The organism is Limnobacter parvus (assembly GCF_024623725.1).
GTDB classification, from domain to species: Bacteria; Pseudomonadota; Gammaproteobacteria; order Burkholderiales; family Burkholderiaceae_B; genus Limnobacter; species Limnobacter parvus.
The window spans coordinates 439,014-453,389 of the sequence record NZ_JANKHG010000018.1 but is presented as its reverse complement, the minus strand read 5'-3'; the positions used below and the strand labels follow the sequence as shown (position 1 = coordinate 453,389).

Sequence of the window (14,376 nt, the reverse complement as noted above, 5' to 3'; positions counted from 1 at the left end):
AAAATCGAGACATAATTCTGACACCAAGGGGTGGGTCAAAATTCAATGCAAATCCCGGGTCAAATTTGGGTGCAAATCAACATTCAAGCTACTGAAAGAAACTCTTGAACAGTTGAGACGTCGAGCGACGGAAGGCTTCCGACATTGATGCTGTACTTGATGCTTGTCACACCGAGTGGTGGGACATAGTCATCGGGGAGACGGGGAAACGCGCCGGTGACCTCAAAAACATGCACATCTCGGAATGTGAATCTAAGCAACGCGCCTGTCTGCCGCAAGCCTTCGTGCCAGCCGACCTGCGCCAAGCGTGAATCGAAAACATCGAGCGCACGCCCATCCAATACTAGCTTCTCCCGAATTTCATCGATGCGGTCTGCCAGGGTCTCGTCACCACCCAGACTTTTTTCCAGCATGACGCTGACAAACAGGAGGCGTTTGTTGATGGGTGGCTTCAGCTGATCGAGGCGGGAAATCTCATGTTTTGGCTCAGACCGCGTGGTGGTCTTTACTTCGACATGAATTCCCTGCCCGACGAAATCGTGGCGTTCGCTTTCCGGGCCGCTCCAAAGATGGCAAACCCGCGGGCCGAGGGTCGGGAACAACACATTCGAAAGTACCCAGAGCTCCCCGAACAGACCAATCTGCTCCGTCGCGCCAAGGTCGGGCGTGAGCGGGCGCAGCGCCGCGCGCATGTCGTCGATGATCCGTTCGACCGAGACCGCAGGATCGCGGCCTTCGATGCGAATCGCATGAATGACCTTGTTGGCGACGAGGGTCAGAAGCTCTTCGTGGTGGCTACCGGCGGAGACATCGAGCCAGATCTGTCCGCCTTCCAAGACTCGTACCTGAATGCTCTGCAGATCTGGCGGCAGGGTGTGCGGGGCGACATCAATCGCCAGAAGCAAGTGCAGTCGTCCGTCATCTGAAACGCCGATTAGTACAGCTTCGAGATGTTCTATCGCCTGTTCGTAGATGTCTTCATATGGAAGCCGCTGCTCGCGCAAGAGTGCCCAGCGTTCATGTGTGATCTCACCCATGGCGAACCCCTCGGTTCACGACAAACCGTTGATCGCCATCCGTTGTCCGCGGTAGAGACAGCGCGAGGCCCAACACGGCCTGGGTCGGTGCGCGCAGTGGTTCAGGATCGAGAGGGTAGAGCAGCAGCAGCCCTTGTTGTGCAGGGCGCTCTGCGCGCATTGCTCGGGCATTGAACCCTGAGCCGACGCGGTAGTTGTCCGGTCCGCCGTGCAGATCGACACCTTCGTGGCGTGGATCGATCAGGATGCCTATCGATTCTTTGGCCTGCAGCGAACGCCGCACAAGGCCAAAAGGCCTTCCGCCCAGCAGAACCTGACGTTCCCGCTGCGGATTGGCGACGAACACCGTCCAGTCCGTCAGCTCTCCCGCTTCGACGCGTTCAAGAATCCAATCGGCAATCTCAGCGCTCTGAAAAGCAATGCTGTTCGGGTGCCCTTCGTAGCGTCGCAGGAAGAGTGCGATGTCTTCTGCCGGCACATCGTGCGCAATGGCGCCACCATGCGCATCCTGTGTAGGTGGATGCTGCCACAGCAGCGCCGATGCCAAGTCAACGTTCCGCTCCAGCAGTTCCCTGTCCTGCATGGGAAACAGAATGGTCTGGGGGTTTTCGCCAGACCATGACCGCGCGTCAGCCGTTTGCATCTTGCTCTTGTTCTTGCTGGTAAGCAGGAGCTTGGAATGGGCGCGCATCCGGATGGCCATCTGGTCAGGCCTACAGCCGGCCTTGTTCAGCGCTGTGATGGAGTCACGAAGGGATTCTTCAACCAGCGCCAGCTCCACAAACCACTGCGCGATGCCCTCGGTCGTCCAGATGCGGATCAGGTCTTCGTAGCCTGTCCTGAAACCATACCAGCGGGCCATCTGCAGCAGCGAGTCCGCCAGCGTCGTGGTACGCAGGAAGTAGGCAATCGTCAGTCCTTCAAGGGTCAGCCCGCGCGACAGCCGATTGCCACCCACTGCAACGAGCTGCCGCCCAGGCTTGGCGTCGTACTCCAGTTCGTCGCCCGTCGTACTGTTAAGCACGACGACGACCAGGCGAGCCAAGTTCGTCATGGCCTCTTTCAGTAGAACTTCTTCGCTGCAGGGCAGATCGACCGGTCCTAGTCCTGCAAGCGTTGATCGGAACATTTGGCTGAGCACGCCGGGCTCTGCGCTCTCATGATGGAACCAGTTGCGGATCTGTTCCTCGATCGCCTCACCAATCCGTAGTTGGTCCTGCTGGAGCTGGGATACGTGCACTAGCATCGTGTTTGGCTTGCCCTGCTGGCCGCGTAGCAACCTGATAGCCCCGACTAGCGCAAACATCAGAAGGGCATCAGCAAGCGATTGGGGCAGATCTAGCGGCCCCCGGGCAACGATCGCCTCGCTCTTTTTGCGCTGCTTCGGCTTCAGAGCCTTCACATCTGCCGGGTCGACAGGACGCAGTACATCGCGGCCTTGCGCGCTGGTCCCGAAAAGCTCTTCGGTCCCTGTGTAGCCGTCCGGCCGCGGAAGCTGGACGACGAAGTCCTTGGGGAACAGGTCTTCGCCGACTTGGTTATCGCTGGCGTCGGGGTCGATGAGGATGTTGGCAAATGGCGTTGCCGTGTAGGCGATGTATGTGGCGCGCGGAATCTTCCTGAGAATGTCGCGGATCAGTGCATTAGTGAGTGATGGGGCAGTGTCCTCATCCGGTGCACTGTCCACGTCGATACTCGGGTCACGTCGATTGCCACGTGTATTGATAGATGCCTGATCGGCTTCGTCATCGATGAGAAGAACCGGTACGTCAGCGAGCCGACCTTCGAGTTTGCTGAACCACTGATTGAGCCGCTTTAGGATCGGGGTGATCTTCTTTGCGACGATCAGGACGGTACCGGACGATGCAAATCCGTCGGCTACCTCCGGCTCGCGAAAGTCGGCGGTCTCGTCGGTCAGCGTGATCCAGTCGACGCCTGTCCCGGCCAGCTCCAGGTCCAGCCGCTTCTGCGTCTGGTTCCGCAGCGAATCGTGAATGCCGGAAAGAACGATGATCAGCCGGTAGCCGACATCAGCTGCACGTGCTGCCACAGCCGTGAAGTTAGCTGTCTTGCCTGACTGGACATAGCCGACGACCAGACCGCGGCATTGGAACTCCGAGCGACCGATGGGCGTGGTCTTCGAGATGATTCGCAGCGATTCCTCGGCAACTGAAGCGATCTGATGAGGCTTCCATTTCTGCTGGGACTGCAGATAGGCTTCATGCCGGGACCAGTTGGTCCAGGCTGTTCCATCCGTCCACAGGGTCAGCCTGGGCTTCAGCATGAGAGGGAGGGGAAGCCGGACCTGCATCAAGCCTTATCCGTCAACTGGTTCGGAACACCGGCGTTCTCCAGAGCGCGAAGGAATTCAGAGAGGGCTGCCTTCACCTCGGCATCCTTGTCTATTAGCTGCACGAGCCTCACCAGCGTCGGCATCAGAGGGGTGACCTCGACTTCCTCCCCCTTGAATCCGGTCTTGCGCTGCCATGGTTTGTCGCCACTGCTGACAAGGCGGATCGAGGCTTTTTCCTTCTTCACTGCTGGGGGTGGAGCCAGAGGCGCTACAGTAGTGCCTCCTCCGGCTGCTGTCGTTGGTGGCACAACCCCATTTGGCGCTGGTTTGCCTGTAGTCGAAACATTCTTGCCACCACCTGTCGTTACTGGTGCAGGCTTCTCCTTCTTGTTGTAGCGAAGGCGGGCTGCTGCGCGAGGGGCCTTGATCAGGTCTTCCAGAGGCTTGGTGATCGCAAATGGCAAACGAACTAGTTGCTTGCTGATATCTACCTGCAGTTGCTCATCCGCGAGCCGGTCGAAGTCGATTGCGACACGAATCAGCTTGGTGTGCTCATCCTTGGCGAAGAGATCTTCCCAGCCCCCCCATTTGATGAGGCGGTCAAGACGGTAGAAGTACAGACCCTGGGCATCGTTGGCCCGGCCGTTCAGCGTGTGGCGATCACGTTCCACGCGTTGTTCCAGTGGGGGCAGATCCTTAATGTACTCGTCGAACTCTGCTTCGTTTGGTGTCACATACGCACGAACATAGAGAGCTGGCGTCTTGTCCGGACCAGAGCTCGGAAGCTCGATGCGATGCTGGTCATACTCCTTCGTCAGCGGATGTCCCATGGGATTGTTGGCGCGCAGGACCTCATCGTTCAGTCGGATGACGACCTTCTCGCGCCCGCGCGCTTTGCCTTCAAGGTACCTGTGGAAGACAAGCTCGAGGTGTGACCTGATGGCAGCAAGCTCCTGCGCGTAGGGAGAGTCTGCCTTGCCCCTCGCAGGCTCCATTGAGGGGCGCATCTGCGTGAGTAGTACGGCGGTGCCCGAGTCGCCGATGTCCACTGCCGAGGCATGTTCTAGTGCCACCGGGTCGTTCAAAAGCGCCCAGCGGCGCGTCTTGGCGAGGTGTTCCTTGTCCCAGGTGAACGTTGTGCTCTGGTTTCCAGCAGCCTTCGACACCACAGTCAGGCGATCGGCCTGGGACCAAGCCGCACCCTTCAGTCCATAACCGAACTTGCCCAGGTCGCCGTTGTCGTATTCACGCTGGTGCCCGATCTTCATTGCGTTGCGCAGACCCGATGGAGTCATACCCGTGCCGTCGTCGCGAATACACATCCACCGGCCGCCCACATTGGGATTTGGGAAGGTTATATCGATCTCCCGCGCGCCATGCGACAGGCTGTTATCCACCAGATCGGCCACAGCGCTGGGCAGGCTGTGGCCGGCACGCGCCAGGATCTTGAAGAGGCCGAGTGGGTCCGGTGCGGCGTCATCGTCGTTGTGGTTGTCGTCGTATTCTTTTTGTGACGTCATGGACACTGTCTCTGCCTCCTTGAATAGCTGGGGGAAGTGATCCGAAAGCACAGCCTGGCAGTGCTGACCTTCATCACCGTACAACGCGATCATTGCTGACTTGCCGAGCCGGGCGCTCTCTCCATGGCCAAGGATCGAAGAGCGTGCGGGGTGGTCTGCGGGGATGACAACCCAGGACGCATTGGCCGGGGTTATAGAAGCGTCAACGACCATTGCAAACAGAACACCGGGGTCGACAAATTTGTAGAAGGGGCTCGTCGGGCAGTCGCCTTCGAATCTCCAGTTTCGGTGCTGGCGCTTCAGCCAGGATGCAACCTCTACGACAGTGTGCTCGTCTTCCAGGCGCCGGCAGTTGATGGAGATTGTGTCCTGGTCTTCGGCGGAGGGGAAGACCGTGTCGACGACATCCCAGTCGAAGTTGATGGCGCGCTGCTTGGCGCGTTCCTTCCCCTGGCGGCGGTACTCATGAAACATGCCGAGTTCGGACGGTTTCAGCAGTCGGAGGATGGTGAACCTCATTTCGTCCCCTCGGTGGTCTTGATCTGTGATGGGTCCAGCCCCAGCAGGGATACGCGCATGTCTGGTGTTTCTGGGGCACCCAGGCACTCCCGGATTCCGCGAGCAATGGCATAGGCAAACAGTGGCGGCACGGCGTTGCCGATCTGCTTGAATGCAGGGTTCATCGAGCCCTTGAAAACAAAGCCGTCAGGGAAGGACTGGAGCCGCGCAGCTTCGCGGACGGTGATGGTGCGTGCTTGATCCGAGTCGAAGTGGATGTGGGAATAGGAGTCCTTGCCGAGGTGCGCCATCAGCGTGCGGACAGGGGCATCTGCGCGGAGCTTCCACCACTTGTTCGGAAACTTTCCCGGATCATAAGGAATACGCCAAGCCGCGATATAGGAGCTGACTTCCGGATTTCGCGGGTCAGTGGACAGACCGCTCTTCTTGCGGTTTGTAAGCCAAGTCGCAATCTTCTGCTCGACATAGGCGTGGACCTGCGGGTACTCCCAACCGGGCTCGATCTCGGCAAAGATCTTGTAGTCCCGGGGGAGATATCGAAAGACGTGTCCGGTCGTCGACTTGGTCGCAAAGCCCTTCCACTCGCGCATCAGGCGTGAATAGGCAGTTGTAGGTGTCTCAGTGGTGTACTCGACAGCTTCAGATGGATCTTTTGCCCCGCGTCGGATGGCGCCGGTACGCAGCAGCTCCTTGGCGAACCGCGGCGGGAGATCTGCAAGGGCCTCGGATGCTGATGTCGCTGCGGGATACTCGGGCGCCGGGTCCGGGATCCAGCGATGGTGCGCAGAGCCTTCTGCCTTCAGCACGCGGCGGGCGGCGTTCTTGGAACTGGTGTAGCCGGAAGGCAGGACGAGGTAGTGCGTCGGCACGGGAAACCGGGGTTTGATGCCGGCAGCCCGGTGGATGCCGACAAGAATCATCCGCTCCCGCATTTGCGGAACCCCATACCAGACGGAGTTCAGCAGCGTGTAAGCAACGTCGTAGCCTTCATCGACGAGGCTCTTCGAGACTAGCTCTGCGACGTTGGTGCCGCCATGATTAAGGATGTCAGGTACGTTTTCCATCAGTAGAGCAACAGGCTTTGTCGCCCGGATGAATGCGACGTACCGCTCCCACAGGCTCACCCGACCGTCTACGAGGAAGGCCTGGTCTGCCGTTACCTCTTCACGCAGGCGCGCCTGCTCGCGGAGCTTGGCCCGGCCTACACGGGCAAACGCCTGACAGGGCGGTCCGCCGACGAGTACATCGATCTGGTGGTCCGTGGCGCCCTGCAACCCGAGATCGCCGAAGACGGTGTCTGCGGTTTCGGTCACTGCATCTCGCGGGGCGTGGTGCGCTTCCTTGTCACCTCCGACTGAGCGAGAGCCGAAATTGGCTCCGTGCGACTTCGCAGCCCACGGGTCCATTTCGATGGATGCGACCGGCGTGAAACCGGCGGTCAGTAGGCCCAGGGAGATGCCGCCACATCCGGCAAACATGTCCATGTAGCGGATCTCTCCGCCGTTCTGTATGCGCTGCAGCTTGTCCCGGATCAGCTTGTCGTCGGAAGTCTGAGCGCTGGAGTTCTTGCCCGTCGAGGAGGACAGGCCGGCAGCGTGGGGGCTGGGCTTTTCGTTGGTCTTGCTGGGCTGCGACTTGCGCAGCTCGGTTTGGATGGACATCCGGTATCTCATATAGGGAACATGCGCCAGGACCAGCTGCATGGAGCGAAACCGTAAGGCGTCTCAAGCCTCCTTATACCACGCAACGCAGCCTGTTTCGTCGGAAATTGTAACTGATTCGCTGGCCTAACGCCGAGCTGCACCTGACGGCAATGGTTTTACCGTCTGCTAGTGCATATCAATTCTGTCCGGACGTAATATGCTCTTTGCAAGCTGCTGCCAAATTGGCAATGAGGACTGAATGAGTGAGGATGGCGCATCTGCCGTTCAGTCGCCGGCAGTGGCCAATGACCGCTTTCGTAGAAGAGCAGTCACATACTCGACGCCAGTTGAATCGCAGTCAGAATTGAACTACATCCCCACAAAAGTCACCAACTCATAGCAGCGCATTCAACAATTATGCGTGTTGCGCAATACGCAACAATACACTATGATTCTATCTTTCAAACATAAGGGACTTCGCAAGTTCTTTGAAATTGGCAGCACCGCTGGCATTCAAGCAAATCATGGTAAGCGCCTTCGCTTGCAACTGGCAGCCCTAGATACCGCTGAGACCATCAACGATATCGATATTCCGGGCTTTTCACTTCACCCACTCAAGGGCGAAATGCATGGCCGTTGGTCGATATCGGTGAACGGTAACTGGCGCTTAACATTTGAATTTCGTGATGGCAACGTCCACGTGCTGGACTATGAGGATTATCACTAATGAGCATGCATAACCCACCTCACCCAGGTGAATTCATCACCGGTGTTTACCTTGAACCGCATGGAATCAGTGGGCGGGAACTTGCAGAGAAACTGGATGTGGCTCCGTCTACCCTCAGCCGTATTCTCAACGGAAGCAGCCGGGTAACGCCAGAAATGGCGTTGCGGCTTTCTAAAGCGATCGGTCGATCTCCTGAAAGTTGGCTCGCCATGCAAGACGCTTACGATCTGTGGGTGGCACGCAAAAATGTAGATCTTCGCCGGGTGGGGAAGCTTCGATTGGCAAACGCCTGAAACCCCAACCTCAAACTACTTCTCCACCAACGCCCGTTCAATTAAATAATCCCTACGCCGCAAGCTTCTTAACCAGAAAATCGATGAAGATCCGCACGCGTGCAGCCTGGTTTTGTTTGCTGGGGTAGTACGCATACAAATCGGCGCTGGGCAATTTGAACGCTGGCAACACCCGGCGCAATCGACCGCTTTCAAGGTATTTTGTAACGTCCCATTCCGAGCGAATCACAATGCCTTGGCCATCAAGTGCCCAGCCTTGAACAATGTCGCCGTCATTGCTCGACAATGCACTGTGCACTTTCACAAACTCGGTTTGCCCATTCACCAGAAAACGCCACACACCATATGCATCATCATTTTGCCTGTGCACGATACAGCGGTGCTTGGCCAAATCCGCCAGTGTTTTGGGCACACCATGCTTTTCCAGATAAGCAGGCGCTGCGCACATGAACCGCCGATTCGACATGATTCGGCGGGCATTGATCCGGTTGTCGGGCAACTCCCCAAACCGAATGGCCAAATCAAAACCGGTTTCAATCAGATCAATTGGCCGGTCTGTTACTTCGAGTTGAATTTCAACCTCGGGGTATTCTGCAGTGAATTCAGACACCAAGGGCGCAAGGATGGTGCGGCCAAATCCCAGCGGCGCATTCACGCGCAAAATGCCGCGCGGCGCACGCCGACTGTCCAGAATGAGTTCATCCAGCTCTTGCAGTTCTGCAACCAGCCGAATTGCATGTTGAAGGTAAATTTCCCCCTCGGGGGTCAGGCTGATTTTTCGTGTACTGCGATTCAACAATCGCGCGCCAAGCCGCTTCTCCATCGAGGCCAGCCGCATTGTGGCTGCGGGGGGCGTAATGTTCATGGCCCGGGCGGCAGCAGACAAACTTCCCAGCCTGTTGAGAAGTACAAAAAACTCCAGTTCGGAAAAGGTCGCAGTTTTAAGCAAAACTTAATAATGATTTAAATAATGGATTAAACACACAGTATGAACTTAAAACTATTCTTGCACCACAGAAGCCGAATTTCAGGCCTTCGAACATCAAGGGAGATGCAAAATGAAAATAGTTGAAATCCGCGAGAAAACCATACCAATCAGCTCGCCAATTCGAAATGCGTACATCGACTTCAGCAAAATGACGCTGAGTTTGGTCGCAGTTGTGACCGATGTTATTCGCAACGGAAAACCCGTGATTGGTTATGGCTTCAATTCAAACGGTCGCTATGGCCAGGGCAAATTGATGCGCGAACGATTCATTCCCCGAATCATGGAGGCCGACCCCGCAACGCTAATGAGCGACACCGGCGAGAACCTGGATCCACACAAAATCTGGAATTGCATGTTCACCAACGAGAAGCCAGGTGGGCACGGTGAGCGTTCTGTGGCCATTGGCACCATCGACATGGCGGTGTGGGATGCAGTGGCCAAGATTGCAGACAAACCTTTGTTTCGGTTGCTTGCAGACCGTTATGGAAATGGCGAAGCGAATTGTAAAATTTTCGTGTACGCCGCTGGTGGCTACTACTACCCCGGTCAGGACCACGAGAAGCTGAAAGATGAAATGCGCAGCTACATCGACCGCGGATACACCGTCGTGAAAAAGAAAATTGGCGGTGCTTCGCTGGATGAAGACTTGCGCCGAATCGATTCAATCTTGAGCGTGCTTCAAGATGGCCAAAAACTGGCTGTGGATGCCAATGGCCGCTTTGATCTGGACACTGCCATCAAATATGCAAAGGCACTGTCGCAGTACGACCTGTTTTGGTATGAAGAAGCGGGTGACCCGCTGGATTTTGAACTGCAGGCCACACTGCGCAATTACTATAAGAATCCAATGGCCACCGGCGAGAACCTTTTCTCCATGCAAGACGCACGCAACCTGATTCGCCACGGCGGAATGCGCCCTGATCGCGACTGGTTGCAATTTGACTGCGCGCTAAGCTATGGCTTGGTTGAATATTTACGCACACTGGACATGCTGAAAGAACACGGCTGGTCGGCGAGCCGCTGCATTCCGCATGGCGGGCACCAAATGTCATTGAACATTGCAGCGGGCCTGGGTTTGGGTGGCAACGAATCGTATCCAGATTTGTTTCAACCCTACGGCGGCTTTCCAGACGGTGTGAAAGTTGAAGCTGGGTACGTTACTTTGCCTGAATTGCCGGGTATCGGTTTCGAAAACAAATCAGATCTGATTTGTGAGATGCGTAAATTGGCGGAATAAGCACGCGACGCAATCATTCGACGATTCAGAAGTCGGATGATTGCGCTCAACTACAAGCAACTCTAGTTTGCTTTCCAGAACTTGTAATCCGCCTTGTAATCCACATCCACTTTGTCGCCCGCATTGTCGGCCGTGCACTTTTTCGAAGGTGCAACACCACCCTGCGTGTTCACACGCTGCACATAGCTAACCGTGGTCATGATGCCCATACCGCCTGAAACGTCGGCTTTCACCAACTGGTAAGGAATATTCTTGCCGCCATTGCGGGAAACAGCCACCTGCGAACCGGTTACAAACGAACCATCTTTGGAGGCCCAGCGCGCGGGCGGACCGGAATAGTCGCCAATTTCTTTGCCGTCGCTGTTTTTCAGCACGGCCTTGGGGCCCGCCATGACCCACTTGTAAGTGGTCAGGGGGTCTTTTTCCTTGCTGCACTCATAAGTAATTTTGCCTTCCGCACTGGCTTCAAGCACCAGGGTGTTGCCAGCGGCCACTTGTATCAGGGCGGGCAATCCTTTCTGGTCATCATTGGCTTGGGCCTGCGCGCTTGCGGCGGCCATCAATAAAGAAACAACAAAAACACTCTTTCTTATGCTCATTCAACAACTCCTTTTGACTTGAACATGTTTAACGCCCCGGGTCCAAATCGGGCGTACCCCACGGCTGAACCACGCTTTCCCCGTTGGGGGGTATCACAAAAAAGGGGGTTGTTTTGCCTTTCAATGGCACCGCACTATATAGGACGATGCGCAAGAAGGGATTCCATGGATTCATTGTTGTGATGTCGCCATCCACCCGTGAATTACGTTTGCGAACCTTAATGACAACTTCCATTCGGTATTGGCAAAGCCGTTACAAGCTTATCGCCGTGTTGCTGGGCATATCGCCCTACCTGGCGTATTGGTTTTTGAAAATGAGTACCGCGCATCTGTTAACTGAAGATGCATGGAAAAGTGTTGCGCTGGTGACCACATTTTGGTCGCTGAATAACCTGCTGATTCTTGTCTACTTCGAGTACGGCAACCGAACCATCAAGTCTTCCCTGCTTCAGCATGAAAACGCCGAGAAAGCCCGAGACCTGGCCCAACGCGACCTTCAATCCTTGCTCAACGGTGTTCCTTACCTGCTTGGTTATTGGGACCACACACTGCACAACCGGTTTTCAAACAAAGCCTACGCCAAGTGGTTTGCGGTGAAACCTGAACAACTGCTTGGCCAACACATCAGTACGCTGCTTTCCCCAGCCCGGCTTGAGACAGCCATGCCTTTGATCACCAAGGCACTGGCTGGCCAACACTGTGAGTACACGGTGAAATTGAACGACAGCACCTCTGACAAACCCAGCAACATTCTGGTGCAATATTTGCCAGACATCGTACACGGTGAAGTCAAGGGCTTCTACGCGATTGGCCAGGACATTTCCGAAAAGCACCGGGCGGAACAAAACCTGATGCTTCGAAAGAAACTTCTGGAGCTGACCAGCAACATTGCCAACGTGGGCAGTATTGTGATTAACCCCGACACCACGGAAGTTCGCCTAACGCCTGAAGCCCAGCTGTTGCTGCATTCTGGTCACGAAGCCATGGCAGACCTTGGCGAATTTTGTAAACAGTTTGTGTGTGAAGCCCAACAAAATAATATTGAACAACGCATTCGCCTGGCGGTGCACAAACAGGAACGGCTGTCGCTTGAGTTTTTGGCCAGCGACAACCAGAAGTACTTTGGCTGCTCGGGTGAATCCGTCACGATTCAGGACAAACCCAGTTACGTGATGTGCCTGATGGACATCACCGAATCCACCCACACCAAAACCCGTTTGATTGAAGCCAAAAACCGGGCTGATCAAATTACAGAAGCGAAAAGCCAATTCGTCGCAATGATGAGCCACGAAATTCGCAACCCGCTGCACACCATTTTGGGTCTGTGTAATTTGCTGGATGAGCAATGCGACATCGAGACCAAAAAAGACCTGACCGAGAAACTGAAGTACTGCACCGAAGACCTTGTCGACTTGCTGACCAACTCGCTGGATTCTTTCCGCTTGGACCGGGGCGAACTGCATTTTGAAGAGGCCGATTTCGACCTGTGGGAACTGATCTACAGTGTGTCCAACCACATGTATGGTAGCGCCAAAAATGAAGACCTTGAGCTGAAAATCAACTTGAAAAACAAGCTGGGAAGGTATTGGCTCGGCGACGCTTTTCGGATCAAGCAAATGGTGGGCAACCTGGTCAGCAATGCTTGCAAGTTCACAGAAACAGGCCACATTCAACTGCATGTTGAACAGGTTTCAAACCAGGTCGTCAAGTTCACCGTTGAAGACACTGGCCCTGGTATTCCCGAAGAAAGCATCACCGACCTGTTTGCACAATTGGCCCAATCCACCCCGTCCACCGCGCGCCTGTACGGCGGTTCAGGGCTTGGCTTGAATCTGGTCAAATCGCTGGTGGAGCACATTGGCGGAACACTGCAAATTCAAAGCGTTGAAGGCAAGGGGTCCACAGCCACGCTGTACATCCCCCTGAAACCCGCGAACTCAAAATTCAGGGAAGTCATCAAGCCACTGGGCAAACAGCCTGTACAACTGGCCGTTTCGCATCCAGGCTGCCACGCACACGCGCGGGAAATGCTGGAATACATGGGGTTCAACATTGCGCCACAAAGCGTCTTGTTGATAACCGACGATGTAGACACTGCGCACACACACCTGGATGAACACCCCAGCCACCAAGCTCTGGTGCTGCCAGCACCAAGCGGACGCCTGCGAATTGTGGACCATCAAGCCTACGCCAATCGAATTGTTGCGGTTCAAGGCCCGCTTCAACCTGCAACGATATTGAAGTGGATTGAATCGGGTCAAACTGCCCACTTTGACATGCAGACGCTGCCTGCAACCCCGGAAAAGCCCGTTGAGTTGGTGGTGCTTCTGGTGGAAGACGTGAAGATGACGCGAACTGTCATTCGCACCTTGCTCAGCAAGCGCGGCATTCGATGCCTGGAGGCAGAAAATGGCAAAAAGGCGGTTGAAATTATCAAGGCACAAGGCGACAAAATCGACTTTGTGCTGATGGACATCAACATGCCTGTGCTGAATGGCATTGACGCCACACTGCAAATTCGCAGCGATTGCCGCTTTGGTGATTTGCTGGTGTATGCGCTAACCGGTGAAGACGAATCCACCACCACACACAGCCGAGACTGGTCGGTGTTCGACAAAGTGCTAAGCAAACCTTTGAAACTGCCTGCGCTGGAAGCACTGCTGGACAAGCACCGCGCTACAAAAGCCCACGCAACATGTTCAACACGATAAAAAACAGCACCACCGCGAATACTTTTTTCAGCAAATGGGCAGGTAGTATGTGCGCGGCTTTTGCGCCGAAAGGCGCAACCAATACTGAAGCCACCACCGTGAATAACAAAGCTGGCAAGTAAACGAAACCCAGGCTGCCGGGTGGCAAACCAGGCGCTGTCCAGCCGTTGAATACAAAGCCGATGGTGCCACCCACAGCAATTGGAAAACCCATGGCAGATGCCGTACCAATTGCCTTTTTGAAGGGCACATTGCACCACGCCAGAAACGGCACGGTAAGCGCACCACCCCCCACTGCCACCAGTGAAGAAGCCGTGCCAATGAACGCGGCCACAACGAACTGCCCCCACTTGCCCGGCAACACGCGGCCAGGTTTGGGTTTGTATTCAAAAATCATTTGAAACGACACCATGCCCATGAACAGCGCGAAGAAAAGCACCAGAAAATTGGACGAGACGTGCCGGGCCAGAAAAGTGCCAAACAAGGTGCCCAACAATATGCCGGGTATGAAATTTTTCACCACGTCCCAACGCACAGCGCCATGCAGGTGGTGCGCGCGCACACTGGAAACCGAGGTGAACAAAATGGTGGCCATGGAAGTGCCCAGCGCAAGGCGGAATATCCACTGTTGGGGCAGCGCGGCCAAATTGAATGCCCACACCAGTGCAGGCACCAACACACTGCCACCACCCACGCCCAGCAAGCCAGCCAAAAAGCCAGCGATGATGCCAATCGCAATATAAGCCGCCACGGCCTGCGGCGTGAATATGCCGTGAAACAACTCCATGCTTAGTTCTGCGTACACAAAA

Annotated in this window: 11 protein-coding genes; 4 read left to right on the top strand and 7 right to left on the bottom strand. The window is 55.6% G+C overall.

The window, feature by feature from the left end:
* Positions 1-83 precede the first annotated feature (83 nt).
* Genes NSP04_RS12570 through NSP04_RS12555 form a run of 4 tightly spaced genes read right to left on the bottom strand, consistent with a single transcriptional unit; the run spans position 84 to position 7,030 of the window.
* Complete coding sequence (locus tag NSP04_RS12570) at positions 84-1,037, bottom strand: PD-(D/E)XK motif protein (RefSeq protein WP_257512693.1); 954 nt, start codon at positions 1,035-1,037, stop codon at positions 84-86.
* Positions 1,030-3,348 (bottom strand): Z1 domain-containing protein, encoded by a 2,319-nt coding sequence (locus NSP04_RS12565; protein WP_257512692.1) that lies wholly within the window; start codon positions 3,346-3,348, stop codon positions 1,030-1,032. Before NSP04_RS12565 ends, NSP04_RS12570 begins: the two co-directional genes overlap by 8 nt.
* Entirely contained in the window at positions 3,348-5,369 is a 2,022-nt protein-coding gene (locus NSP04_RS12560; protein ID WP_257512691.1) for an ATP-binding protein, read from the bottom strand. The genes NSP04_RS12565 and NSP04_RS12560 overlap by 1 nt, the downstream gene beginning before the upstream one ends.
* Positions 5,366-7,030, bottom strand: a complete 1,665-nt coding sequence (locus NSP04_RS12555) for a DNA cytosine methyltransferase (protein ID WP_257512690.1) — start codon at positions 7,028-7,030, stop codon at positions 5,366-5,368. Before NSP04_RS12555 ends, NSP04_RS12560 begins: the two co-directional genes overlap by 4 nt.
* A gap of 430 nt (positions 7,031-7,460) precedes the next feature.
* On the opposite strand from NSP04_RS12555, the gene NSP04_RS12550 reads away from it, so the two are divergent.
* Positions 7,461-7,739 (top strand): type II toxin-antitoxin system RelE/ParE family toxin, encoded by a 279-nt coding sequence (locus NSP04_RS12550; protein WP_257512689.1) that lies wholly within the window; start codon positions 7,461-7,463, stop codon positions 7,737-7,739.
* Positions 7,739-8,032, top strand: a complete 294-nt coding sequence (locus tag NSP04_RS12545) for a HigA family addiction module antitoxin (protein WP_257512688.1) — start codon at positions 7,739-7,741, stop codon at positions 8,030-8,032. The genes NSP04_RS12550 and NSP04_RS12545 overlap by 1 nt, the downstream gene beginning before the upstream one ends.
* A 52-nt stretch (positions 8,033-8,084) precedes the next feature.
* On the opposite strand, the gene NSP04_RS12540 is transcribed toward NSP04_RS12545, so the two are convergent.
* Positions 8,085-8,897 (bottom strand): LysR family transcriptional regulator, encoded by an 813-nt coding sequence (locus tag NSP04_RS12540; RefSeq protein WP_257512687.1) that lies wholly within the window; start codon positions 8,895-8,897, stop codon positions 8,085-8,087.
* Positions 8,898-9,090: 193 nt separating this feature from the next.
* Here NSP04_RS12540 and NSP04_RS12535 point away from each other — a divergent pair, with 193 nt between their 5' ends.
* On the top strand, positions 9,091-10,257 hold the full coding sequence (locus NSP04_RS12535) for a mandelate racemase/muconate lactonizing enzyme family protein (protein ID WP_257512686.1): 1,167 nt from the start codon (positions 9,091-9,093) through the stop codon (positions 10,255-10,257).
* 62 nt (positions 10,258-10,319) lie between these two features.
* On the opposite strand, the gene NSP04_RS12530 is transcribed toward NSP04_RS12535, so the two are convergent.
* Complete coding sequence (locus NSP04_RS12530) at positions 10,320-10,856, bottom strand: DUF3455 domain-containing protein (RefSeq protein WP_257512685.1); 537 nt, start codon at positions 10,854-10,856, stop codon at positions 10,320-10,322.
* 221 nt (positions 10,857-11,077) lie between these two features.
* Between NSP04_RS12530 and NSP04_RS12525 the strand changes: the two genes are divergently transcribed.
* Positions 11,078-13,567: a PAS domain-containing sensor histidine kinase gene (locus tag NSP04_RS12525; protein WP_257512684.1), complete on the top strand. Its 2,490-nt coding sequence runs from the start codon at positions 11,078-11,080 to the stop codon at positions 13,565-13,567.
* Here the strand turns inward: NSP04_RS12525 and NSP04_RS12520 are convergent.
* Positions 13,533-14,372 carry a sulfite exporter TauE/SafE family protein gene (locus NSP04_RS12520; protein WP_257512683.1) on the bottom strand — a complete coding sequence of 280 codons (840 nt, stop codon included), beginning with the start codon at positions 14,370-14,372 and terminating at the stop codon, positions 13,533-13,535. The two genes, NSP04_RS12525 and NSP04_RS12520, sit on opposite strands and share 35 nt — an antisense overlap.
* Positions 14,373-14,376 lie beyond the last annotated feature (4 nt).

Excerpts from the sequence above, each read along its gene's own strand:
- NSP04_RS12540 (WP_257512687.1), bottom strand. The coding sequence starts at position 8,897 with ATGAACATTACGCCCCCCGCAGCCACAATGCGGCTGGCCTCGATGGAG.
- NSP04_RS12530 (WP_257512685.1), bottom strand. The coding sequence starts at position 10,856 with ATGAGCATAAGAAAGAGTGTTTTTGTTGTTTCTTTATTGATGGCCGCC.
- NSP04_RS12535 (WP_257512686.1), top strand. The coding sequence starts at position 9,091 with ATGAAAATAGTTGAAATCCGCGAGAAAACCATACCAATCAGCTCGCCA.
- NSP04_RS12560 (WP_257512691.1), bottom strand. The coding sequence starts at position 5,369 with ATGAGGTTCACCATCCTCCGACTGCTGAAACCGTCCGAACTCGGCATG.
- NSP04_RS12550 (WP_257512689.1), top strand. The coding sequence starts at position 7,461 with ATGATTCTATCTTTCAAACATAAGGGACTTCGCAAGTTCTTTGAAATT.
- NSP04_RS12565 (WP_257512692.1), bottom strand. The coding sequence starts at position 3,348 with ATGCAGGTCCGGCTTCCCCTCCCTCTCATGCTGAAGCCCAGGCTGACC.
- NSP04_RS12555 (WP_257512690.1), bottom strand. The coding sequence starts at position 7,030 with ATGTCCATCCAAACCGAGCTGCGCAAGTCGCAGCCCAGCAAGACCAAC.
- NSP04_RS12525 (WP_257512684.1), top strand. The coding sequence starts at position 11,078 with ATGACAACTTCCATTCGGTATTGGCAAAGCCGTTACAAGCTTATCGCC.
- NSP04_RS12570 (WP_257512693.1), bottom strand. The coding sequence starts at position 1,037 with ATGGGTGAGATCACACATGAACGCTGGGCACTCTTGCGCGAGCAGCGG.
- NSP04_RS12545 (WP_257512688.1), top strand. The coding sequence starts at position 7,739 with ATGAGCATGCATAACCCACCTCACCCAGGTGAATTCATCACCGGTGTT.